General features: G+C 30.3%; 20 protein-coding genes. 15 read left to right on the top strand and 5 right to left on the bottom strand.

Features of this window, described 5'->3' with window-relative positions; all coding sequences use genetic code 11:
• Positions 1 to 159: 159 nt before the first annotated feature.
• The 8 genes from WHA43_RS07860 to WHA43_RS07825 all read left to right on the top strand — a co-directional run bounded on the left by WHA43_RS07860 (position 160) and on the right by WHA43_RS07825 (position 10,780).
• Positions 160 to 1,077 (top strand): tryptophan 2,3-dioxygenase family protein, encoded by a 918-nt coding sequence (locus WHA43_RS07860; RefSeq protein ID WP_105046522.1) that lies wholly within the window; start codon positions 160 to 162, stop codon positions 1,075 to 1,077.
• A gap of 103 nt (positions 1,078 to 1,180) precedes the next feature.
• Positions 1,181 to 1,945, top strand: coding sequence for a DUF3108 domain-containing protein (locus tag WHA43_RS07855; RefSeq protein ID WP_105047340.1), 765 nt, complete (start codon positions 1,181 to 1,183; stop codon positions 1,943 to 1,945).
• A gap of 104 nt (positions 1,946 to 2,049) precedes the next feature.
• Positions 2,050 to 3,315 carry a M23 family metallopeptidase gene (locus tag WHA43_RS07850; RefSeq protein ID WP_105047339.1) on the top strand — a complete coding sequence of 422 codons (1,266 nt, stop codon included), beginning with the start codon at positions 2,050 to 2,052 and terminating at the stop codon, positions 3,313 to 3,315.
• 9 nt (positions 3,316 to 3,324) lie between these two features.
• Positions 3,325 to 4,884, top strand: a complete 1,560-nt coding sequence (gene pgi, locus WHA43_RS07845) for a glucose-6-phosphate isomerase (protein WP_262903982.1) — start codon at positions 3,325 to 3,327, stop codon at positions 4,882 to 4,884.
• Between the two features lie 228 nt (positions 4,885 to 5,112).
• On the top strand, positions 5,113 to 8,397 hold the full coding sequence (locus WHA43_RS07840) for a TonB-dependent receptor (RefSeq protein ID WP_105046520.1): 3,285 nt from the start codon (positions 5,113 to 5,115) through the stop codon (positions 8,395 to 8,397).
• Between the two features lie 144 nt (positions 8,398 to 8,541).
• Positions 8,542 to 8,967 carry a hypothetical protein gene (locus WHA43_RS07835; RefSeq protein ID WP_105046519.1) on the top strand — a complete coding sequence of 142 codons (426 nt, stop codon included), beginning with the start codon at positions 8,542 to 8,544 and terminating at the stop codon, positions 8,965 to 8,967.
• 94 nt (positions 8,968 to 9,061) lie between these two features.
• Entirely contained in the window at positions 9,062 to 9,790 is a 729-nt protein-coding gene (locus tag WHA43_RS07830; RefSeq protein WP_105046518.1) for a lysophospholipid acyltransferase family protein, read from the top strand.
• A gap of 6 nt (positions 9,791 to 9,796) precedes the next feature.
• Complete coding sequence (locus WHA43_RS07825; protein ID WP_105046517.1) at positions 9,797 to 10,780, top strand: acyl-ACP desaturase; 984 nt, start codon at positions 9,797 to 9,799, stop codon at positions 10,778 to 10,780.
• A gap of 62 nt (positions 10,781 to 10,842) precedes the next feature.
• Here the strand turns inward: WHA43_RS07825 and WHA43_RS07820 are convergent, their stop codons facing one another.
• Positions 10,843 to 11,625 (bottom strand): amidohydrolase, encoded by a 783-nt coding sequence (locus tag WHA43_RS07820; protein WP_105046516.1) that lies wholly within the window; start codon positions 11,623 to 11,625, stop codon positions 10,843 to 10,845.
• An 80-nt stretch (positions 11,626 to 11,705) separates the two neighbouring features.
• Here WHA43_RS07820 and WHA43_RS07815 point away from each other — a divergent pair, with 80 nt between their 5' ends.
• Entirely contained in the window at positions 11,706 to 14,444 is a 2,739-nt protein-coding gene (locus tag WHA43_RS07815; protein ID WP_105046515.1) for a PD-(D/E)XK nuclease family protein, read from the top strand.
• Here the strand turns inward: WHA43_RS07815 and WHA43_RS07810 are convergent, their stop codons facing one another.
• Positions 14,445 to 15,239, bottom strand: coding sequence for a universal stress protein (locus WHA43_RS07810; protein ID WP_105046514.1), 795 nt, complete (start codon positions 15,237 to 15,239; stop codon positions 14,445 to 14,447).
• A 94-nt stretch (positions 15,240 to 15,333) separates the two neighbouring features.
• Between WHA43_RS07810 and WHA43_RS07805 the strand changes: the two genes are divergently transcribed.
• The 3 genes from WHA43_RS07805 (at position 15,334) to WHA43_RS07795 (ending at position 18,964) form a co-directional block, all read left to right on the top strand.
• Positions 15,334 to 16,665 carry an MATE family efflux transporter gene (locus WHA43_RS07805; protein ID WP_105046513.1) on the top strand — a complete coding sequence of 444 codons (1,332 nt, stop codon included), beginning with the start codon at positions 15,334 to 15,336 and terminating at the stop codon, positions 16,663 to 16,665.
• Positions 16,666 to 16,748: 83 nt separating this feature from the next.
• On the top strand, positions 16,749 to 18,158 hold the full coding sequence (locus tag WHA43_RS07800; protein WP_105046512.1) for a sensor histidine kinase: 1,410 nt from the start codon (positions 16,749 to 16,751) through the stop codon (positions 18,156 to 18,158).
• Between the two features lie 20 nt (positions 18,159 to 18,178).
• On the top strand, positions 18,179 to 18,964 hold the full coding sequence (locus WHA43_RS07795; protein WP_105046511.1) for an enoyl-CoA hydratase/isomerase family protein: 786 nt from the start codon (positions 18,179 to 18,181) through the stop codon (positions 18,962 to 18,964).
• An 85-nt stretch (positions 18,965 to 19,049) separates the two neighbouring features.
• On the opposite strand, the gene WHA43_RS07790 is transcribed toward WHA43_RS07795, so the two are convergent.
• Positions 19,050 to 19,625 carry a hypothetical protein gene (locus WHA43_RS07790; protein WP_105046510.1) on the bottom strand — a complete coding sequence of 192 codons (576 nt, stop codon included), beginning with the start codon at positions 19,623 to 19,625 and terminating at the stop codon, positions 19,050 to 19,052.
• A gap of 413 nt (positions 19,626 to 20,038) precedes the next feature.
• Here WHA43_RS07790 and WHA43_RS07785 point away from each other — a divergent pair, with 413 nt between their 5' ends.
• Positions 20,039 to 20,911, top strand: a complete 873-nt coding sequence (locus WHA43_RS07785) for a helix-turn-helix domain-containing protein (protein ID WP_105046509.1) — start codon at positions 20,039 to 20,041, stop codon at positions 20,909 to 20,911.
• Between the two features lie 7 nt (positions 20,912 to 20,918).
• Complete coding sequence (locus tag WHA43_RS07780; RefSeq protein WP_170039565.1) at positions 20,919 to 21,092, top strand: hypothetical protein; 174 nt, start codon at positions 20,919 to 20,921, stop codon at positions 21,090 to 21,092.
• A 3-nt stretch (positions 21,093 to 21,095) separates the two neighbouring features.
• Here the strand turns inward: WHA43_RS07780 and WHA43_RS07775 are convergent, their stop codons facing one another.
• Together WHA43_RS07775 and WHA43_RS07770 are read right to left on the bottom strand one after the other, a co-directional pair.
• Entirely contained in the window at positions 21,096 to 21,755 is a 660-nt protein-coding gene (locus WHA43_RS07775; RefSeq protein ID WP_105046508.1) for an HD domain-containing protein, read from the bottom strand.
• 91 nt (positions 21,756 to 21,846) lie between these two features.
• Positions 21,847 to 22,257, bottom strand: coding sequence for a BrxA/BrxB family bacilliredoxin (locus tag WHA43_RS07770; protein WP_105046507.1), 411 nt, complete (start codon positions 22,255 to 22,257; stop codon positions 21,847 to 21,849).
• Positions 22,258 to 22,409: 152 nt separating this feature from the next.
• Between WHA43_RS07770 and WHA43_RS07765 the strand changes: the two genes are divergently transcribed.
• Positions 22,410 to 23,159 carry a TerB family tellurite resistance protein gene (locus tag WHA43_RS07765; RefSeq protein WP_105046506.1) on the top strand — a complete coding sequence of 250 codons (750 nt, stop codon included), beginning with the start codon at positions 22,410 to 22,412 and terminating at the stop codon, positions 23,157 to 23,159.
• The last annotated feature ends 23 nt before the right edge of the window (positions 23,160 to 23,182 follow it).

Raw genomic sequence — 23,182 nt, 5'->3', positions numbered from 1 at the left:
TTTAGTTCAAAGTTTTTAACTTTTAATAATATTAATCCTGCAAAGTCTTTATGATTTTGTTGGATTTTTTTTCTAATTCATAACGTAAGCTCTTTCAATCAACTTTATTTAACTTCACTCTTTTCTGCTATCTTTGCTGAGATATCATCAGCCCAAAAAATGAATAAAGACGAAATTTTAAAAGCTATTGAAGAAAAATACAACGAATTAGGAGTTCCTGTTGATGCCATGTTAGAAGGTTTATTGTGGAGTACACCAATTACATATTGGGATTATATCCAAACAGATGCTTTGCTAGGTTTGCAAACGCCAAGAACCACACAACCTGATGAAATGGTATTTATCATGTATCATCAAGTTAACGAATTGTTGTTTAAAATGGTGTTGTGGGAAATTGATCAAGTAGCAAAATCTGATGAAATTTCTGCGGATAAATTCACAATGCATTTGCAAAGAATCAGTCGTTACTTTGATATGTTATGCAGTTCTTTTTCAGTAATGGCGGATGGAATGGAGCCTGAACAATATTTAAAATTTAGAAATACACTAACACCTGCAAGCGGTTTTCAAAGTGCGCAATATCGTAAAATTGAATTTGCATCTACAGAATTAATCAATTTGATTGATGCACGTTATAGAGAAACAATTGACAGAAACTCTTCTTTTAAAAATGCATACAATCACTTGTATTGGCAAGCTGCTGGAAAAAATTACACAACAGGACAAAAATCAACCTTATTAAATCTTTTTGAAGAAAAGTATTTAGGAGATTTTATCGATTTTATGGAAGATTATAATGACATTAACTTGTCAAAAAAGTTCAAGCAATTGCCCAAAGAAGTCCAGCAAAATGAAAGTTTGATAAAAGCAATGCGTCATTATGATTACACTGTAAATGTTAAATGGGTGATGGCACATTATAACGCAGCAGCAAAATATTTGGGTGGAAATGACAAAGATTTAGAAGCTACAGGAGGCAGCAGTTGGCGAAAATACATGCATCCAAAATACCAACGAAGAATTTTTTATCCCTATTTATGGAGTGAAGAGGAATTAAAAAACTGGGGAACTTTTTAAAGGTAAATAAAACGTTAAAAAATGATGAATCAATGATCAATTTGGTACTTTTTCTTTTTTGGAACGACATTTGTCAATCCTTTTTTATATGTTTGAATTCGATATGAAAAAGTACCTATCAATAGTTGTATTTCTCTCCATTTTGACACTTCAAGGTCAAGACCAAAAACCCGCTTTTAAAAGTGGAGAATGGCTTCGCTATAAAATGAGTTACAGCGGTTTTTTAAGAGCAGGAACTGCCGTTTTAGAGGTTGATGAAAAAGAATACCAAGGCAAAAAAGTATTTCATACCAAAGGAACAGGTTGGACCTCAGGAATGATCAAATGGTTTTTTGAAGTAGATGATTATTACGAATCGTATTTTGATAAAGAAAACATCAAACCTTATGTTTTTAAGAGAAAAATTTACGAAGGAGGTTACAAAAAACATACAATTACTACGTTTAATCACGATGTAAAAAAAGCATATGTTCAGGATTTCACACTCCAAAGAGACACTTCAGTTTCATTTAACAAAGTTCAAGATATGCTCTCTTCTTTTTATTATTTAAGAAGTTTAGACATATCAAAAATAAAACCTGGAGATGAAATTAAATTAGACATGTTTTTTGATGAAGAAACCTTTCCTTTTAGACTTAAATTCCTTGGTAAACAATCACTTAGAACGCATATTGGAAAATTAGAAACCTTGGTTTTTAGACCCTATGTACTTTCAGGAAGAGTGTTTAAAGAACAAGAAAGTGTAACAATTTGGATATCAAATGACACTAATAAAATTCCATTAAAGCTAAAAGCTGATTTGCGAGTTGGTTCATTAACTGCTGAATTAGAAGATTATAGAGGTTTGGCAAATCCTTTTGCAAAATAACTTTCAAAACTTTAACAAATCTGTCATAACATCTTACTGCTATTGGTTTTTATAAATCAATTTTATTTGTACTTTTGAAAAATTATCAAAAAAGTAACAAATTCTTGAAAAAAGTACTGTATTTGCTTGTTTTTATGCTTTCATTTTCGTCTTGTAAAAAGGAAGAAAAACAAGAAGTTGAACCTGAAAAAAAGAAAGAATCCGAAATTCGATTTGGCTATAAATTAGACGATTACAATGTAATTCAAGACACCATTAAAAATGGAGAAAGTTTCGGAGTTATTTTGGATAGACATCATGTTTTATATCCACAAATTAATGATATCGCTACTTCTGTAAAAGAAGTTTTTGATGTAACAAAAGTAAGAGCAGGCAAACCATATACTATTTTAACAAGCAAAGACTCTACCCAAAAAGCGCAAGTTTTTATCTATAAACACGATAAAATAAACGCTACAGTTCTAGATTTTAAAGACTCAATTGTAAAAGCGACTCGTTTTACAAAACCAGTTAAAACTGTTGAAAGAGAAGTTACTGGAGTTATCAATTATAATCTTTCTGTAACTATGGATAGTTTAGGGTTGAAACCAAATTTAACTTGGGAAGTAGCTGATATTTATGCCTGGACATTAGATTTTTATAGATTACAAAAAGGCGATTCTTTTAAAATTGTTTACGAGGAAAAATTTATTGATGATACTATTCACGCAGGATATGGAAAAATAAAATCTGCCGTTTTTAAACACAATGGAAAAAAATTATACGCGTTTCGTTTTTTAGCAGATTCAATTAAAGGTAAAGCAGAATATTACAACGAACTTGGAAATATGTTGCGAAGTCAGTTTTTAAAAGCTCCAATAAAATTCCAATATCGAATTTCATCAAGATACAATTTAAACAGAAGAATTGCTTTGTACGGAAATATTGCAAGACCTCACAAAGGAACTGATTTTGCGGCAAATTATAATACTCCAATAATTGCAACAGCAAGTGGTACTGTTATAGAATCTGCCATGAAAGGTGGTAATGGAAATTATGTAAAAATAAAACATAATAGCACGTATACTACGCAATATTTACATATGAGTAAACGAAAAGTAAAAGTTGGCGAATATGTAAGGCAAGGTGATGTAATTGGTTGGGTTGGAATGACAGGAAATACCTCAGGACCACATGTGTGTTATCGTTTTTGGAAATTCGGGAAACAAGTTGATCCTTTACGAGAAAAATTACCCACAGCACAACCAATTGATCAAAGCATTAAACCAAGATTTTTAGAGTTTATTGCTCCTTTAAAAAAGCAATTAGATTCTAAAAAAAGAGCCGCTTCAAAACCAAATAATCAAACTGACATAATTGCAACAAAATAATAAATTTCAATGAAAAATATCAATCCAACCAAAACAGTAGCCTGGCAAAAACTAACGGAACATTTTCAAGATATTCAAAAAACTACGATTAAAGATTACTATAAAGATCCAAATAGAAAACAAGATTTTTCGATTCAGTTTGGTGATTTATTGGTTGATTATTCAAAAAACAGAATCAATAAAGAGACTCTTCATTTATTAACAGAATTAGCCAAAGAAGTCGGTTTAAAAGAAGCGATTGAAAGTCAGTTTTCAGGTGAAGTTATCAACGTTACTGAAAATAGAGCGGTTTTACATACAGCATTGCGTAGCAATTCAGACGAGCCAATTTTGGTTGATGGAAAAAACATCAAACCTCAAATACAAACTGCTTTAAGAAAAATCAAATCTTTTAGCAATAAAGTGATTTCAGGAAAATGGAAAGGATATACAGGAAAATCAATTACTGATATCGTGAACATTGGAATTGGAGGTTCTGATTTAGGTCCTGATATGATTGTAGAATCTTTAAAATTTTACAAGAATCAATTAAATACACATTTTGTATCCAATGTTGATGGTGATCACGTTTCTGAAATCATCAAAAAATTAAATCCAGAAACTACGTTATTTGTGATTGTATCAAAAACATTCACTACACAAGAAACCTTATCAAATGCAGAAACCATCAAAAATTGGTTTTTAAAATCTGCCACTATTTTTGATATTCCAAAGCATTTTGTGGCGGTTTCTACCAATTTAGATGCTATAGACAATTTCGGAATTTCAAAAGAAAATGTATTCCCAATGTGGGATTGGGTTGGAGGTCGTTTTTCATTATGGTCAGCAGTTGGTTTATCTATTAGTCTGTCTGTTGGGTTTGATCACTACAAAGCACTTTTAGATGGCGCAGAAGAAATGGATTTACATTTCAGAAATGAAGATTTTGAACAAAATATTCCAGTTATTTTAGCTTTAATAAGTGTTTGGTATAACAATTTTTATGAAGCTGAGACAGAGGCAGTATTGCCATACTCTCAATATTTATCAAAATTACCAGCATATTTGCAACAAGCTATTATGGAAAGTAATGGAAAAGGTGTAGATAGAAATGGAGATAAAATTGAGTATCAAACAGGAACAATAGTTTGGGGAAGTACAGGTACCAATATGCAACATGCATTTATGCAATTAGTACATCAAGGAACCAAATTAATTCCTGCTGATTTTATTGGTTATAAAGAATCTTTGTATGGTTTAACAGATCATCACAAAAAATTAATGGCTAATTTTTATGGTCAAATGGATGCTTTATCATTTGGTAAAACTGCAGAAGAGGTTCATTTAGAATTAAAATCTTCTGGTAATGAAGATAAAATAGCAACCTTATTACCTTTTAAAGTTTTTGAAGGAAATAGACCAAGCAATACTATTCTTTTTGATAAACTAACTCCTAAGTCTTTGGGCAAATTAGTCGCTTTATATGAACATAAAATTTTTACTCAAGGAATTTTATGGAATATTTATAGTTATGACCAATTTGGGGTAGAATTAGGAAAAGAATTGGCAAACAAGTTGTTGAAAAGCTAATAAATCTCTGTTTATTTTATCGTCAATTTAAAATTTAATGAATTCCTAAAAATTTGTTAATAAACCTGTTTATAACTAATATGTTGATTATTAGGCCTTAATACTCTTTTTATTTAGTTTTGGTTGTCTTAATTTCTTGTTAAAACTTAACATTAACTTAACAAATCAATTCAACAAAAGAGAGACTTTTGCACTGCATTTAATAACTCAAAAAATTAAACATTTATTATGAAAAAAATTACCAAAATTTTATTAATGCCTGTAGCATTGTTACTATCCTCAGTAATGATGTCTCAAGTAACAACTTCCAGTATGACTGGTAGAGTTACTGATGATCAGGGAGCTGTTATGGGAGCTACAGTTATTGCTACTCATACACCTTCTGGAACGGTTTATGGCACTACAACAAATGAAGAAGGGCGTTATAATTTGCCTGGGATGCGGGTTGGAGGACCATACAAAGTTGAAGTTTCTTTCATTGGTTATGGTAAAAACACAAAAAATAATATTACGATTGGATTAGGAGCTCCTTATGTTCACAACGTAGTTTTAACTGAAGAAAATGTATCACTTGACGAAATTGTAATTTCATCAAAAAGATCAAAATTTTCTTCTGAAAAAACTGGAGCAACAACGAATATTTCAAATCAAGAGTTGTCAATTATGCCAACAATCAATAGAAGTATTACAGATATAACTCGTATTTCGCCTTTTGCAAATGGAATGAGTATTGCAGGTGGAGATGGGCGTTCTACAAACTTCACAATTGATGGGGCAAATTTCAACAATAACTTTGGATTAAGCTCAAGATTGCCAGGTGGTGGTAATCCTATTTCTTTGGATGCAATCGAAGAAATTCAAGTAGTAATTGCTCCATTTGATGTTCGTCAAACAAACTTTATTGGTGGTGGAATCAATGCTATTACAAAATCAGGAACAAATAAATTTTCTGGTTCTGCTTACACATATTACAACAATCAAGATATGAGAGGTAATAGAATTGGTGATTCAGATTTTGGAGTTCGTCCAGAATCATCAACGACTACTTATGGTGCTACTTTTGGTGGTCCAATTATCAAAAATAAATTATTTTTCTTTATCAATGCAGAGTCAGTAATCATGCCAGGACAAGTTGTTACTTGGAGACCTTCTGCTAATGGAGTTGCTAATCTTGATTTGCAAATTTCAAGAACTAGTACTACTGATTTAGATAGAGTTAGAGATCATTTAATTTCTAATTATGGTTACAATCCAGGATCTTATACTGATTTCCCTGGAGATGAGACAAATAAAAAATTACTTGCACGTATTGACTGGAATATCAATCCTGCAAATAAATTGAGTGTGAGATACAACTACACTAAAAATCAAGGATGGAATCCAACAAATGGAAATTCAACAGATGCTGGTTTTAGAAATAGAACTATGGATCGTATTTCTCAATACTCTATGGCTTTCTCTAACTCTATTTACTCTATGGATAATATTGTTAATACATTCTCTTTAGATTTAAATAGTAGAATTTCTGATAAATTATCAAATCAGTTTTTAGTAACTTATTCAAAAATTCAAGATGCCCGTGGATCTAATTCTTCACCATTCCCTTTTATTGATATAATGAATGGTTTAGATTCAAACAATAATCAAATTATAGAACCTTACATTTCTGCTGGTTATGAATTGTTTACATGGAATAATGCTGTTAACAACAACACACTTTCTGTTATAAACAATATGACATATTATTTAGACAATCATAAAATTACAGGTGGTATAAGTTTTGAACATCAATTAGCAAACAACTCTTACATGAGAAATGGTACAGGTTACTATCGTTATGCAAGTGTTGAAGATTTCTTAAACCAAGCTGCACCTAGAGATTTCGCTTTAACATACGGTTATGATGGTGAGTTAAACCCTACTGCTGAGGTTGCGTTTAATCAATTAGGTTTTTATATTCAAGATGAATGGGATGTTAATCCTAAGTTCAAATTATCTTATGGTATCCGCGCTGATTATTTAAGATATGAAGATAACATCTTAAGAAACAATGCAATTTTTGCTATCGATTATGGTGGAAGAAATATTGATACTGGTATGTGGCCAGAAGCAAATGTTCTTTTTTCTCCAAGAGTAGGATTTAGTTGGGATATTAAAGGAGATCAAAGCTTAAAATTACGTGGAGGTACAGGTATTTTTACAGGAAGATTGCCATTAGTATTCTTCACTAATATGCCAACAAACTCAGGAATGGTTCAAGGTAGTTTCGCTGCTGTTACAAGATACAACTCAGATGGTTCAATAAGATCTGTAGATCCAAGACTTGCTAGTTTGGCAGGACCAATGATTACAGATGTGAATGAAATGATCAGTAGATTAGGTCTTCCAAATACAATTAGACCAGAAGATGGAGTGTTACCAAGAGATATCAATGGTATTGATCCTAACTTTAAAATGCCTCAAGTTTGGAAAACTACTTTAGCACTTGATTATCAAGTTCCTGTTTCTTTCCCATTATCATTATCTGTAGAAAGTATTTTTACAAAAAATATCAATGGTGTAATGCTTAAAAATTACAACTTGAAACAACCAGATGCAACTTGGCAACGTTTTTCAGGTCCAGACAACAGATATATTTATCCTTCTTCAGCTAACATAGAGTACAACAGTACTGATGCGTATGTTTTGAGTAATAATTCTGAAGGATGGGGATCTATTTCAAATATTACCATCAACGCTGAACCAATTGAAGATTTAAAATTAATGGGAGCATTTACCTACACTGACATTAGAGAAATTTCTGGTATGCCAGGTAGTAATGCACAGTCTGCTTATACAGGATTATTTGGTGTTAATGGACCACATTTACCAGATTTACAACTTTCTGATTATGTTGTTCCTGCGAAAGCAATTGGATCTATTTCATATAAACTTCCTTGGGCAAATGATAAATTAAAATCAGCAACTTTAATCAACTTATTTTATACAGGTTTTTCTCCTAATGGAAATAGCTTCCATTATGCAAACGATATGAATGGTGATGGAATTGCAACTGATTTAATTTACATACCTAGAGCTAAAGGAGATATTAAGTTTGTTTCTACTGCTGATGAAGATGCTTTCTTTAAATTTATGGAACAAGATAAGTATCTTAGAGCTAACAAAGGAAGATACGCTGAAGCAAACGCTGCACGAAGTCCTTGGGTTCACAGTTTTGATTTAAGATTCTTACGTGAGTATTATTTTAACATTGGTGAAAGAAAAAATACATTACAATTTAGCTTTGACTTTATCAACTTTGGAAATTTATTGAACTCAGAATGGGGAGTTGTTAAAAACAATAACATTTCTAACAGAGGTAAAATCTTAAGATACGAAGGTAAAGATGCAAATAATGTACCTTCATACTCTTTCGTAAAAGTAAATGGACAGTATTTAACACAAACTTATGATTACAACTATAACTTCAACCAAACTTGGAGATTGCAAATAGGGGTAAAATATTCTTTCTAAAAGCGTAAAATTTAATTTGATACCTATTTAAAAAGGTATTTTATTAAAATAAATTTGATAAAAACCACCTCAATACTTGTATTGAGATGGTTTTTTTTTATTTAAAATCCCTAACTTTACAACGATTTTAAAAACATCAACATCATGATAGATATTCACTCTTACTGGGCATATTTGGTAGTCATTTTATTAGTGATTGCAGTTGTAAATGCCATTATTGGGCTTACTCAAAAAAAACAATTTACTGATAAAGATTTACGAATCGGACTTTTTACATTAATCGTTTCCCATATTCAATTACTAATTGGCTTAACTTGGTATTTCATGTCTCCATATTTTAGCATGCTAACTTCAAATACAGCTGATGTTATGAAAACTAAAGAGCTGAGATTATTAGCGTTAGAACATCCTGTAATGATGATTTTAGCACTAGCTTTAATTACCATAGGATGGTCTAAACACAAAAAGAAAACTTCAGATACTGCTAAATTTAAAACCTTTGTAATTTTTTATGGATTAGGATTGGTATTTATCTTGTCTAAAATTCCATGGACTAATTGGTTTAATTAATGAAATCGCCAATAATAAAGCGTTTGCTCAAGCAAACACCAATGAATAAATATGCGATTGCATATGTGACCGAGAAAAAATATAATCAACACATATGAAAATTTTAAGTTATATTCTCTCACCAATCTTTGCATTGGTATTTTATGCGTTACTAATTATTTTCCATCCAATTCAATGGCTTGGATTAAAACTTTTTGGATATAAAGGACATAAATTTGTGGTTGATTACATGAATTTTACCCTTATAAAATCTCTTCTATTGCTTTTAATTCCTGTAAAATTTGAAAATAAGCAAGATTTACCAGAAAATACAACGCTGATTTTTGTTGCCAATCATCAAGGAATGTTTGACATTCCACCAATCATTTGGAAGTTCAGAAAATACCATCCAAAGTTTGTATCAAAAGTTGAGTTAGGTAAAGGAATTCCTAGTATTTCTTTCAATTTAAGGCATGGAGGTGCAGCTCTTATCAATAGAAAAGATAGCAAACAAGCCATTGCTGAGTTGACAGCTTTTGCTAAGAAAATCAATACAAATAAATGGTCTGCTGTTATTTTTCCTGAAGGAACAAGAAGTAGAAATGGTCAACCAAAAGAATTTGCTGTAAATGGTTTAAAAGTGCTTACCAAATACAATAAAGACGGATTTGTTGTACCTTTAACCATCAATAATTCATGGAAAGTGTTTAAATATGGTAAATTTCCTCTTGGAATTGCCAGTCCAATTTCAATAAAAACCCATCAACCAATCAAAATCGATTCTTTACCTTTTGATGAATTATTAGCAAAAACCGAATCTATAATCAAAGAATCTATAATTTAATATATAATGTCAATACAAAACATTCGAAAAGAAGTGATGTTAACACTAGAAAAAAACATCGCTACTTTTTTTGAAAACTATTTAATTCCTTCTGAAAAAATTTGGCAACCAACCGATTTTTTACCCAATTCACAAAGTGATAAATTTATAAGTGAAATTGAAGAAATCCGTGAAATATCCAAAGAATTAGAAGATGATTTTTGGGTAGTATTAGTGGGAGATACCATCACTGAAGAAGCATTACCAACCTATGAATCTTGGTTGTTGGATTTAGACGGAGTTAGCCAAGATCCTGATAACAATTGGGCAAAATGGGTAAGAGCTTGGACTGCAGAAGAAAACAGACATGGTGATGTTTTGAATAAATATTTGTACTTATCAGGACGTGTAAATATGCGCGAAGTAGAAATTTCTACCCAACATTTAATTGCTGATGGTTTTGATATTGGTACTTCAACAGATCCTTACAAAAACTTTGTATACACAAGTTTTCAAGAGTTGGCAACCTATATTTCTCACAATAATGTCGCAAAAATTGCCAAACAAAGAGGTCATAAAGCATTGGCAAAAATGTCGAAAATTATTGCAGGTGATGAAATGCGTCATCATTTGGCATATACTCATTTTGTAAAAGAAATTTTTAAGATTGATGCAAGTGAAATGATGTTGGCTTTTCAACATATGATGAAACATAAAATTGTAATGCCTGCAATGCATTTAAGAGAATCTTTTGGCACAAAAGGTAGTTTATTCAATGATTTTTCAACAGTAGCTCAAAGAATTGGTGTGTATACAGGCTATGATTACATCGATATTTTGAAAAAATTAATAGCTTCTTGGGAAATTGATAAAATCACCAATTTAACTCCTGAAGCTGAAAAAGCGAGAGATTTCTTAATGAATTTGCCAGATAGAATGACCAGAATCACAGAAAGAATGATTATTCCTGATACAAAATTCGAATTTAAATGGATGATTCAACCAAGTTAAATTCTAAAATACAAGATTTTCAAAAAGCTCTTTTAAAACCAATTAAAAGAGCTTTTTGTTATTTATAAATCAATAGAAAAGGAGTCTTTATCTTTTAAAAACCCCAATTTTTCTCTTGTATCTTCTTGCGCTTTTTTATTGATGTTGGCTAAAATAATTCCTTCTTCATTATGCTGTAAATCAGAAAGTTGCGCACCTAAATAATCAACAATCAACGAATTTCCACAATATTCATAGCCATTATTATCAACACCAATTCTGTTTACGCCAATTACATAACTCATATTTTCAATTGCTCGCGCTTTCAACAAAGTATCCCATGCTTTTATTCGTGTAATTGGCCAACTTGCCACGTACAATAGCAAATCATAATTTTCAGTATTTCTTGCCCAAACAGGAAATCGCAAATCATAGCAAATCAAAGGACAAATTCTCCAACCTTTATAGGTAATAATTGTTTTTTCATTTCCTGAGGTATAAATTTTGTCTTCTCCAGCCAATGTAAATGTGTGATGTTTGTCATAAAAATCAATTTCTCCTGAAGGATGAACAAAAACAAAACGGTTATAAAAATTCGAATTTTCTTCAATTACCAAACTTCCTGCAATGGCAAAATTATTTTTTGAAGCCAACTTTTGCATCCAAGAAATGGTATTTCCATTCATTTTTTCAGCAACATTTTCAGCATTCATTGTAAATCCTGAGGTAAACATTTCTGGCAAAACTACCAAGTCAATATTTAGAGGTAATGAATTTATTTTTGATTCAAAATATTCTCGATTTTTTATGGAATTTTCCCAAAATAGTGAAGCCTGAATTCCTGCAACAAACAATGTTTCGTTCATAAAAATAAGTATAAAATAATTCGCTCGCATAAAAGTAAGTTTTTGTAACTTAGAAATCCAAAATTGAAGCCAAAAATTCTATGCAATCTTTTATTTCTGATACTTTAGATGACATTTTACTACAAACAAAATCCTTTGAAAATGCAGTTTTTATTTTGCCATCACAAAGAGCAAAAGTGTTTGTAAAACAAGCATGTAAAGATAAAATTGCCATCGGATTTTTGCCAGAAATCATCACTATTGAACAATTAATTCAACAAATTTCGGAGATTGAAAAAGCAGAAAATATACAGCTGTTATTTCAATTTTATGAAGTGTATAAAAGCATTGAAAAAAATCCTGATTCATTTGATGTTTTTACATCATGGGCTTTTACAGTATTGCAAGATTTTAATGAAATAGACCAACATTTAGTAGATACCAAAGATATTTTTGTGTACATCAGAGATATTGAAAGACTCAAAAAATGGTCTGTCAAAGGTACTTTTTCAGAAACTGAATTGATTAAAAATCATCACAATTTTTTAGAGAAATTACAAGAATATTATATTGCTTTTTATAGTTTTTTATTACAACAAAAAGTAGGATATCAAGGAATGTTGTATAGAGAATCTTGTAAAAAAATTGATGAATTTTTGGTAAAAAACACGCAAAAAAAGTATTTTTTTATTGGTTTTAATGCACTCAACAAAGCCGAAGAATTTTTGTTTCAAAAAATGTTAGCAACAAATAATACTGCCATCTATTGGGATATTGATGAAGCATTTTTAAATTCCAATCATCAAGCAGGTAATTTTATGCGAATATATAAAAGTACTTGGAAATACTTTGAAAAAAATCCTTTTAAAACGCCTGTCAACCATTTTTTTTCAGAAAAAAATATCCAGATTATTGGTGCTGCAAAAAGCACAACTCAGCAAAAATACATTGCTGAAATTCTTGAAAATTCTAAAAGTTTAAACAACACAGCATTGGTTTTAGCAGATGAAACCCTATTGCCAATTGCACTGAATTCGTTGCCCAAAAATGTAACCGGAATCAATATTACCATGGGATATCCTTTGAAAGATATTCCTTCAAGTCAGTTGTTTTTAGCTGTTTTTCAGTTGTTTTTATCACAAGAAAAATTGCAGAAAACCATCACCAATCAATTTTATTATAAAGATTGTTTTCGTGTTTTACAACATCCATTTTTGATAAAATTCATTTTGAATAATGATCAATTTTTTAATAAAATAACTCATGAAAATAGGTTGTTTATTTCTCAAAAGGACTTGGAATCTTTGCTCAAATTTCAATCCGAAGACGCAAAAAAAATCATTCTTGATTTGTTTAAACCATTCACATCCATAAATCAGTTTATTGAAACTATTTTATCACTCATATTTTTCTTAAAAGAAGCTGCTGAAACTTTAGAGAAAGAATATTTATTCCGATTTTTCACCATTTTTACACAGCTAAAATCATTGCAACAAAAATTCTCTTTTTTTAATGATTTAAAAGTGTTTTCACAGTTTTTTAAACAATTGATTGCTACCGAAAATCTCTCTTTTCAAGGTGAGCCTTTACAGGGTTTGCAGTTGATGGGAATGTTAGAAACGCGTGTATTGGATTTTGAAACAATCATTTTAGCATCAGCCAATGAAGGAATTTTACCAGCCAATAAACAACAAACTTCTTTCATCCCTTTTGATGTGAAAATTGCATACGGATTGCCAACTTATAGAGAAAAAGACGCCATTTTTTCGTATCATTTTTTTAGATTGTTGCAAAGAGCCAAGAATGTTTTTATTTTGTATAACACAGAGCAAGATCATTTTGGAAGTGGCGAAAAAAGTCGATTTATTACTCAATTGGAAATGATGAAAAAGGATATTTCACACAAAATCATTACGCCAAAAGTAATTTCAAAACCCATTAAATTAAAAGAAATTCAAAAAAATTCTGCAATTCAAGAACGTTTAATTGAGTTGGCAACAAACGGAATTTCACCTTCAACAATTACCAGTTATTTGTACAATCCTATTCAGTTTTACAAACAAAAAGTTTTACAAATCAAAGAATTTAATGATGTTGAAGAAACCATTGCACATAATACTTTAGGAACTGTAGTGCATGAAACTTTAGATGATTTGTACAAACCACATATTGGCAACTATTTAAAATCAACTGATATTGTTGCTATGGAAAAAGTTGCCAAAGATTTGGTGACAGCGAAATTTTCAAAACATTTTATCAATGGAAATATTAGCACAGGAAAAAACAGGTTGATTTTTGAAGTCGCAAATAGATTTGTCAGTAATTTTTTATCAAAAGAAAAACAATTGTTACAAGACGAAAATAATCAACTAAAAATCATAGCAACTGAACAGAATTTATCGATTGAAATTGAGATTGATGGTTTTGATTTTCCCTTTAAAATTCATGGAAATGTGGATAGAATTGATGAATTGAATGGAGTTTTACGCATTATTGATTATAAAACAGGCAAGGTTACAAAAGCAAATTTAAAAGCAAATAATACTGAAAAATTGCGGGAAGAGAAATTTCACAAAGCAGTTCAAGTACTTTTATATGCCTATTTATTTACAAAAAGTACTTCATTCGATTTTTCAAAACCGTTACAAGCAGGCATTTATTCATTTAAAAGTTTAAATGAAGGATTTTTACAAATCGATTTTGCTGAACAAAGAAAATCCCCAGAAACTTTAATTTCTGAGGAAAAGTTGAATGATTTTTTAGCGGTATTAAAAACCTTTATCACAGAAATGTACACTATTGATAATGCTTTTCTAGAACCTGCAGATTTAAAATATTGATTATTTTTTTCCTTTCAAAATCAATAAAGGAACTGTTGTATAAAATTCAGATTTTAAGATGGTACTTTTTTCCCATAACTTTGTGAAAAATCCTCTTTTTCGACGAAAAACACACAATAAATCAGGCTTAAATGAATTTAAATTTTCTAAAACTCCTTGAAAAGTTGTAGGGTTTTCAGTAATTGTTAGTGAGTTTTTTACTTTTTCAAGTTCTTTATCCAGCACCAAATCTTCATCAGTGTAATCAGGAGTTTTTACCAATAATAAATCAATTTTTGGTTGAAATTTTTGAGCTATAAATTGCAAAGGTTTTAACGCTGCTTTTTTTCGTACAATTCCTGATCTAAAAGCCATCAAAATTGAATTTATTGGTGTATAAACATATCCTTCAGGCACCACTAACATAGGCACTTCAGTTTGTTTTACCAAGCTTCCTGCTGTTTTTCCTAAATAAATTTCTTCTCTAATTGAATTGCTTTTAGCACCAATAATTATCAAATCAATTCCAATTTCTTCATCAATAGAATTTACACTTTCAATGACTGATCCATTTGCAGAAATCAATTTTACATCAACATTTTTTGTGTTTACAGAATTCACCAAAGTTCTTAAATACAAACTTGTTTCACGTTCAATGATGCTGTTTACATTGATCATGGTTCCTGTTTTTGAAATGGCACTATATGCTCTAAAAACAAAGATATTTGCATCTATAATTGAAGCAAAATCAATGGCATATTGTAAAGTTGTTCGGGCGCTTTCATTAGATCCAATAGGTACAAGAATATTTTGCATAGAATTGTTTTTAGTTTGCAAAGTTACTGATTTTTCAGAATCTTATGCTTTTATCTTTTTGTAGATATGTATATTTGTGTTCATTTTTTTTAGATTGAATTCTTCATTACGTTTTAAAAACATCAATAAACTTGCTATTCCAGCTTTGATTTCCGGAATTGCAGAACCTTTATTATCCATTACAGACACTGCAATTATTGGCAATATTGATGTGAATGCTACAGAAAGTTTGGCGGCAGTTGGTATTGTTGGAGCATTTATTTCGATGTTAGTTTGGGTTTTTGGACAAATAAGAAGTGCCATTTCATCCATCATTTCTCAATATTTAGGAGCTAATAAACTTGAAGAGGTAAAATCATTACCAGCTCAGGCAATTGCAATAGTTATTTTTGGAAGTGTACTGATTTTATTGATTTCCTATCCATTTTCAAAAGAGATTTTTCAATTTTATAATGCATCAGGCAATGTTTTGGATTTATGCAGTACCTATTTTAAAATCAGAATATTTGGCTTTCCGTTTTCATTATTTGTTTTTTCAATTTTTGGGATTTTTAGAGGTTTACAAAACACTTTTTACCCCATGATAATTGCCATTTGTGGAGCAGTTTTAAATGTCATTTTAGATGTCATCTTGGTATATGGAATTGAGGGTTTTATTCCAGCTTTGAACATTGAAGGTGCTGCATATGCGAGTTTAATTTCTCAAATTATAATGGCAGTCTTGGCATTGTATTTTCTTTTTAAAAAAACCACCATTTCATTAAAAATTCAATTTCCAATGCATGAGCAAATTCCAAATTTATTAGGGATGATTGGAAATTTGTTTATACGAACAATTGCCTTAAATACAGCACTTTATTTGGCAACTGCCTATGCAACTTCTTACGGAAACGAATATATTGCAGCTTATACAATAGGGCTTAATATTTGGTTATTGGGTGCTTTTATGATTGATGGATACTCTAGCGCAGGAAACATTTTAGCAGGCAAATATTTTGGTGCAAAAGATTATGAATCACTTGTAAAACTGAGTAAAAAACTTACAAAGTATGGGATAATTACAGGTTTTATTATGGCATTTATTGGGTTTGTTTTTTATGATTTTATTGGACAAATTTTTACAAAAGAAGAACTGGTTTTAGCACGTTTTTACGAAGTTTTTTGGATTGTTTTATTAACACAACCTATTAGTGCAATCACTTTTATTTTTGACGGAATGTTTAAAGGAATGGGAAAAATGAAATATCTAAGAAATGTGCTAATTTTTGCAACATTATTGGCATTTGTTCCATCATTGTTGCTATTTGATTTTTACAATTTAAAATTGGTTGCTATTTGGATTGCTTTTACTTGTTGGATTTTAGCAAGAGGAATTCCCTTAATTGTGAAATTTAACAAGACTTTTATTCCATTAGTGAATTCATAATTGTATTTTTATTCGAGTTTTAAAATTTTATTTTATTGTTTTCTTTCCAAAAAATTTCGCTGCGAATACGCATATTTATATCAATGATTTTATTGGTATTCTTGGCGTCAATACTCATTTTGTTAGTTACAGTTTATCAATATGATGAGCAAACACACGATTATAATTTGCAAAGATTTGAAAGAAAAGAAGCAACAGCTATTCAAATTATTGAACTTGAATTGAGCAATAAAACGACTTATCCAATCAACACTGAAAATCTTTATAAAATTTTTAAAGAACGCATTTACGAAATATCATCAATCAATAAACTGAATATTTCAATGTTTGATTTGCATGGAAATTTATTGGTTTCATCTAAAACAAATGCTTTCGAAAAAACGAACATTGAACCTTTAGAGTATGATTTACTGAATGATTTAGCTCAAAACTCCAATCATCGAATTTTAAAAACCAGTGAAAAAGATGGCACAAGTTATCAAACATCATTCACCTACATAAATGATACTAAATTTAAACGAATTGGTATTGTTGAAATGCAGTTAACTCAAGATAATTCTGAGGTTGAATACGAACTGCGAGAGTTTATTTACAGATTGAGCTTGGTATATTTATTAATGTTTATCATCGCAATTTCGTTAGCATATTTTTTATCTAGTTATATTACAAAATCTATCAAATCTATTTCAGATAAAATGCAACAAACGCGTTTAAATCAGCGAAATGAAAAAATTTTATTGGATGCATCAAGTTCTGAAATTGAAATTTTGGTAGAAGCGTACAATAATATGATTGATCAATTAGAAGAAAGCGCCTCAAAATTAGCAAAAAGTGAGCGCGAACAAGCTTGGAGAGAAATGGCGAAACAAGTAGCACACGAAATTAAAAATCCCTTAACTCCAATGCGATTAACTATCCAAAGTTTTGAGCGAAAATTCAATCCTGAAGATGAAAATATCAAACAAAAACTATCAGAATATACAAAAACATTAATTCAACAGATTGATTTGATGAGTTCTATTGCATCTGCATTTTCTGATTTTGCTAAAATGCCAACACAAAATAAAGAACAGATTGAAGTTATAAATGTCATCAAATTAGCCATTGATATTTTTAACGAAGACCATATTCAGTTTCAAACGGAAGAATCAGAAGTTTATGCTTTTTTAGATAAAACACAGCTAATCAGGATTATAACTAATTTGGTTAAAAATGCTTTACAAGCAACTGAAGAAGAAGAAAATCCAAAAATTTTGGTTAGTGTAACTTCAATTGATAATTCTTTAAAAATAACAGTTTCTGATAATGGAAAAGGGATTGCAGATGAAATGAAAGATTTGATTTTTGAACCCAAATTCACCACCAAAACAAGTGGAATGGGACTTGGATTGGCAATGATTAAAAGTATAATTGAAGCTTATGACGGATCAATTAGTTTTATTTCAGAAAAAAATAAAGGAACTACTTTTACCGTAATTTTACCAAAAGAATAAGAATTTTAAACAGCAATATTATGAATTTTGAAACCATTTTAATTGATAAAAAAGAGGCAATTGCAACAATAACCATCAATAGACCTCAAAAATTAAATGCTTTAAACAAAACTACTCTTCAAGAGTTGCATACTGCTTTAAAAACTCTTGAAATTGACAGTAATATCCAAGTAATAATTATCACAGGAAGTGGAGAAAAAGCTTTTGTTGCAGGTGCAGATATTGCTGAATTTGCGAATTTTTCGGCAAATGAAGGTCATAATTTAGCCAGAAAAGGACAAGAAATAGTATTTAATTTTATTGAAAACCTTACAAAACCTGTCATTGCAGCTGTAAATGGCTTTGCTTTGGGTGGTGGTTTAGAGCTGGCAATGGCTTGCCATTTTAGGATTGTTTCAGACAATGCAAAAATGGGTTTGCCAGAAGTTTCTTTAGGAGTAATTCCAGGTTATGGAGGCACACAACGCTTGCCACAATTAGTAGGAAAGGGAAAAGCAATGGAGTTAATTATGACTGCAGGAATGATTTCAGCAGAAGAAGCCAAGGCTTTAGGATTGGTAAATCATGTAACTTCTCAAGAAGAATTATTGAGTTTCACTCAAAAAATTGCTGAAAAAATCATCAGAAATTCACCTTTGGCAATTGCTGCTGCCATCAAAGCTGTAAATGCCAATTTTGATGTAGACAAAAATGGTTTTGAAGTTGAAATAGAAGCTTTTGGAAATTGTTTTGGAACTCCAGATTTTGTTGAAGGAACAACAGCTTTTTTAGAAAAAAGAAAACCTAATTTCCCAGGATTTAAGTAATCTTTATAACGAAAAAAAGCGGGCTAATCACACCCGCTTTTAATCAAATCTACAATCTACTTAACTAATCTAATCTATGAAATCTTTATATTTTAAAGGTATTACTGTATTTTCTATCTTGATTATAAACAAAAACTTTATAAGACCCTTTTTTTTCTGCATCTAACTTATACACTCTGTTTAAAAGTGTTTCGTTTTTAATTGTTTCTGAGAAAATCACCTCATTTTCAAAATAGATAACAATTTGAGTAGGTTCTTGATCAAATTCAATTTTCGAAACCATAACAATATTTTCTTGGTTTCTAATCACTGGTTTAAAAATCACTTTCTCTTCATTAGATAATAAAATCACTTGATTTGGAGAAACCTGAAATCTTTTGATGACAATTTCATAATCTTTGTCCATCTCAATTACATAATTTCCTTCATCTAAAGATGTTACATCTAAAATTTTAGACAAATTTCCATTTTCTGATATGGTTTCTGAATATAATTTAGTTCCGTTTTCATCTTTAATGGTCAATGAGTGTCCTTTTTTTACGTTTTTAAATTCTACAGTTACTTTTTTGTTATTGTCTGTATAATTATTTTTAATTTCTGTGTTTGAAAAGCTTACTAATGAACTGATTAATAAAGCTATCGTTATAATTTGTTTTTTCATTTTTTTACTTTTTTTGGGGGTTACTGAATTGTTTTTCCTCCGTTTTTCTTCAATATAATGCCTAATACCACAATTTGGAAAATGTACATTGTAATAAAAATGGCGATTACTGAGATAAATAAAATACTATCACTGTTTACCATAAATTATTTTTGTGCAAAGTTATGGTGCAACTGTAGTTTTAATAACAACAAAATTGGTATATTTATATCCTATTTTAACTCTAAATGTTTTGTTAAAATCTATTAAAGTTAATATAGAACACATAAAAGATAATTTTATATAGAATATCCTTTGATTGTGTCGTAATTTTGTAACCAATTAGAAATGAGCATACTCATAAATTGGTTTTAAACTAAAACAAATAGTTTATGATATGCAAATGATAGAAAAATTACCCTTTAACACAACATATGAAACAGATTAAACCAACATTAGAAAAGATTACACCCAATTTTGGTAGTTCTTTATTGGTTAAGAAACATGTTGAGTTTTTAAAAACCAATACTCCCTTTTGGCATTTTCATCCAGAAATAGAATTGGTTTATGTAAACAAAGGACGAGGAAAAAGGCATATTGGCAATCACATCAGCTATTTTAACAATAGTCAATTGGTTTTAATTGGCTCAAATTTGCCTCATGTTGGTTATATTGATCGTTTGACAACAAATGGATCAGAAACGTTAATTCAATTTAAACCCGATTTTTTAGGAGAACATTTTTTTAAAATTCCTGAAATGTTGCCAATTGAAGCGCTTTTTGAACGTGCCAAAAAAGGTGTTCGATTCAATATTGATATCAAACAGCGAATTGGAGCAAAAATTGAAAAATTGGTGGATATTGAAGGTGCTGAAAGAATCATCGCTTTTTTAGACATTTTAAAAGATTTAGCCACTACTGATGATTATACATTGTTGAATGCCAATGGATTTGCTTTTGAAACCATTCCTCAAGACAGTAATAAAATCGAAATTATTTACAAACACATCAACGAACATTTTCAAGAACACATCAGTTTAGATGAAATTGCAGCACTTGTAAGTATGACTGTTCCTGCGTTTTGTAGGTATTTTAAAAAATCAACCGGAAAAACGTTCACAAAATTGGTAAATGAATACAGAGTTGTACATGCCACAAAATTGTTAGCAGAAAGTACGATGAGCATTTCCGACATTTGTTTTGAATGTGGTTTCAATAACTTTTCGCATTTCAACAAATTATTCAATTCAATTACAGGGAAAAGCGCTTCAAAATACAGAAGTGATATGAAAAATTTAATTCAATAAATTAATTATGGCAACTAAAATAGACAAAGCCATTGAGTATTATACTTTTAAAAGTAAAAAAATACTCGATCACATTAACAGTAGCAACAGCTTAACTGTGGATGAAATTATTGAAAATGGTCAAGAATTAGCCATTTTAGAATATAAAATTACAGCTTTAGAAGTCGCAAAAGCAAGTTAATTTTTACAACTTTCCATTCCATTCGTTATAAAACTGTTCTAAATACAGTTCCATAAAACGATGTCTTTCTGCAGCAATTTTTTTGCCAGTTGAGGTATTCATTTGGTCTTTTAAAAGCAATAATTTCTCATAAAAATGATTGATACTTGGCGCATCCGAATTTTTATAAGACTCTTTGCTTAATCTTAATTCTGGTAAAATTTCAGGATTGTAAATTGATCTATTTTTAAATCCTCCATAATTAAAACAACGTGCGATTCCGATTGCACCAATTGCATCCAATCTGTCAGCATCTTGCACAACTTCCAATTCTTTTGATGTAAATTTTGTAGCATTTTTATCCAAAGAATTTTTAAAAGAAATATGTTTGATGATGTTTATTATGTGCTCACGAGTTTTTACGTTTACCTTTTGTTGTTTCAAAAAATCACTTGCTTTTTTTGGACCTATAGTTTCATCACCATTATGGAATTTTGCATCTGCAATATCATGCAATAAAGCCGCTAATGAAACCACAAAAATATCTACTGATTCTTCTTTAGAAATTAAAATAGCATTTTTAAAAACACGCTCAATATGAAACCAATCATGCCCACCTTCAGCATTTTTAAGTTCGTTTTTTACAAATTCGATGGTATTTTCAATAATTTTTGACTGGTCCATTTAATTTTTTTTGAATTTTAAAAATAAAAAAATCCACGAAAAAAATCGTGGATTTTTAAGTCCTTTCCTTTGGAAAGGATTTAGGATAGGATTAACAGTGTTCTTCGTAAGCAGCTGCTAAATTTTGTGCTATCATTTGAGCTGAACGCCCTTCAATATGATGACGCTCTAACATGTGTACTAAATTTCCGTCCTTAAACAACGCAATTGCTGGTGATGATGGAGGAAAAGGAATCATAAATTCTCTCGCTTTTTGCGTAGATTCTTTTTCTACTCCTGCAAAAACAGTCGTTAAATGATCGGGAGTTTTAGATGCATGCAATGATGCAATTGCTCCTGGTCTTGCTGTGCCTGCCGCACAACCACAAACCGAATTTACCATAACTAAGGTGGTTCCTTTTTTTGCTAAAGCATTTTCAACATCACTTGCAGTATATAAAGCTTCAAAACCTGCGTTGATCAACTCATCACGCATTGGTTTTACTAATTCTTCTGGATACATAATTTATTTCTTTTGAGTTGCAAATATACTTATAAAAATAAAAGGATTCAAGTCGTTTTTGAATAGCTTTTTTGATAGATACATCAAAAAAATTGATATTATACTTCAAATTTTTAGTTTCTTTGAACTTTCAAAAAAAGTGCATAAAAAGTATGGGAAATTTTACCAAATGGTTAGGAGCAGGATTGGGTTTTACCTTAGGAGGTCCTATTGGAGCTGCTATTGGTTTTGCAATTGGGAGTTTTGTAGACGGAATTACAGCTGATGAATTAACTGCAGAACAAAGAGAATATCAACAAAATACAGCGCAACAAATCAATACACAATCAGGTGATTTTGAAATTAGTTTGTTGGTTTTGGCATCAATCGTCATTAAATCTGATGGAAAAATTGACCAAAGAGAACTGAATTTTGTAAGAAGTCAGTTTTATGCAATGTATGGTGAACAGCGAGCAAATCATGCATTTAAGTTGTTTAAAGGAGTCATCAAAAAAGATGTTTCAGCACGTCAGGTTTGTTTTCAAATTCGCCAACACATGCCACATGCATCTCGTTTGCAATTGATTCATTTTTTATTCGGAATTGCCAAAGCTGATGAATTTGTTACCGAAAAAGAAATTGACGAAATTCGAAAAATTGCGGGATATTTATACATCAATCAACTTGATTTTGAGTCAATTAAAGCGATGTTTTATGATGAATCTGGGAATTCTTATAAAATTTTAGAAATCGAAAAAACAGCCACTGATGATGAAGTAAAAAAAGCATATAGAGCTTTAGCAAAAAAACATCATCCAGACAAATTACAAGATTTAGGTGAAGAGCATTTAAAAGGCGCTCAAGAAAAATTTCAAAGCATTCAGGCTGCTTACGAAAAAATAAAGAGAGAAAGAGGGTTTTAAAAGACGTTTTTTACACTTAAAGC

Origin of the sequence: Polaribacter gangjinensis (assembly GCF_038024125.1) — a bacterium.
In the GTDB taxonomy this organism is placed as follows: domain Bacteria; phylum Bacteroidota; class Bacteroidia; order Flavobacteriales; family Flavobacteriaceae; genus Polaribacter; species Polaribacter gangjinensis.
This window is presented reverse-complemented; position numbering and strand designations above follow the sequence as displayed.

Coding starts and splice junctions, on each gene's coding strand:
- WHA43_RS07860 (WP_105046522.1), top strand. CDS start 160: ATGAATAAAGACGAAATTTTAAAAGCTATTGAAGAAAAATACAACGAA.
- WHA43_RS07855 (WP_105047340.1), top strand. CDS start 1,181: ATGAAAAAGTACCTATCAATAGTTGTATTTCTCTCCATTTTGACACTT.
- pgi (WP_262903982.1), top strand. CDS start 3,325: ATGAAAAATATCAATCCAACCAAAACAGTAGCCTGGCAAAAACTAACG.
- WHA43_RS07840 (WP_105046520.1), top strand. CDS start 5,113: ATGAAAAAAATTACCAAAATTTTATTAATGCCTGTAGCATTGTTACTA.
- WHA43_RS07835 (WP_105046519.1), top strand. CDS start 8,542: ATGATAGATATTCACTCTTACTGGGCATATTTGGTAGTCATTTTATTA.
- WHA43_RS07830 (WP_105046518.1), top strand. CDS start 9,062: ATGAAAATTTTAAGTTATATTCTCTCACCAATCTTTGCATTGGTATTT.
- WHA43_RS07825 (WP_105046517.1), top strand. CDS start 9,797: ATGTCAATACAAAACATTCGAAAAGAAGTGATGTTAACACTAGAAAAA.
- WHA43_RS07820 (WP_105046516.1), bottom strand. CDS start 11,625: ATGAACGAAACATTGTTTGTTGCAGGAATTCAGGCTTCACTATTTTGG.
- WHA43_RS07815 (WP_105046515.1), top strand. CDS start 11,706: ATGCAATCTTTTATTTCTGATACTTTAGATGACATTTTACTACAAACA.
- WHA43_RS07810 (WP_105046514.1), bottom strand. CDS start 15,239: ATGCAAAATATTCTTGTACCTATTGGATCTAATGAAAGCGCCCGAACA.
- WHA43_RS07800 (WP_105046512.1), top strand. CDS start 16,749: ATGATTTTATTGGTATTCTTGGCGTCAATACTCATTTTGTTAGTTACA.
- WHA43_RS07795 (WP_105046511.1), top strand. CDS start 18,179: ATGAATTTTGAAACCATTTTAATTGATAAAAAAGAGGCAATTGCAACA.
- WHA43_RS07790 (WP_105046510.1), bottom strand. CDS start 19,625: ATGAAAAAACAAATTATAACGATAGCTTTATTAATCAGTTCATTAGTA.
- WHA43_RS07785 (WP_105046509.1), top strand. CDS start 20,039: ATGAAACAGATTAAACCAACATTAGAAAAGATTACACCCAATTTTGGT.
- WHA43_RS07780 (WP_170039565.1), top strand. CDS start 20,919: ATGGCAACTAAAATAGACAAAGCCATTGAGTATTATACTTTTAAAAGT.
- WHA43_RS07775 (WP_105046508.1), bottom strand. CDS start 21,755: ATGGACCAGTCAAAAATTATTGAAAATACCATCGAATTTGTAAAAAAC.
- WHA43_RS07770 (WP_105046507.1), bottom strand. CDS start 22,257: ATGTATCCAGAAGAATTAGTAAAACCAATGCGTGATGAGTTGATCAAC.
- WHA43_RS07765 (WP_105046506.1), top strand. CDS start 22,410: ATGGGAAATTTTACCAAATGGTTAGGAGCAGGATTGGGTTTTACCTTA.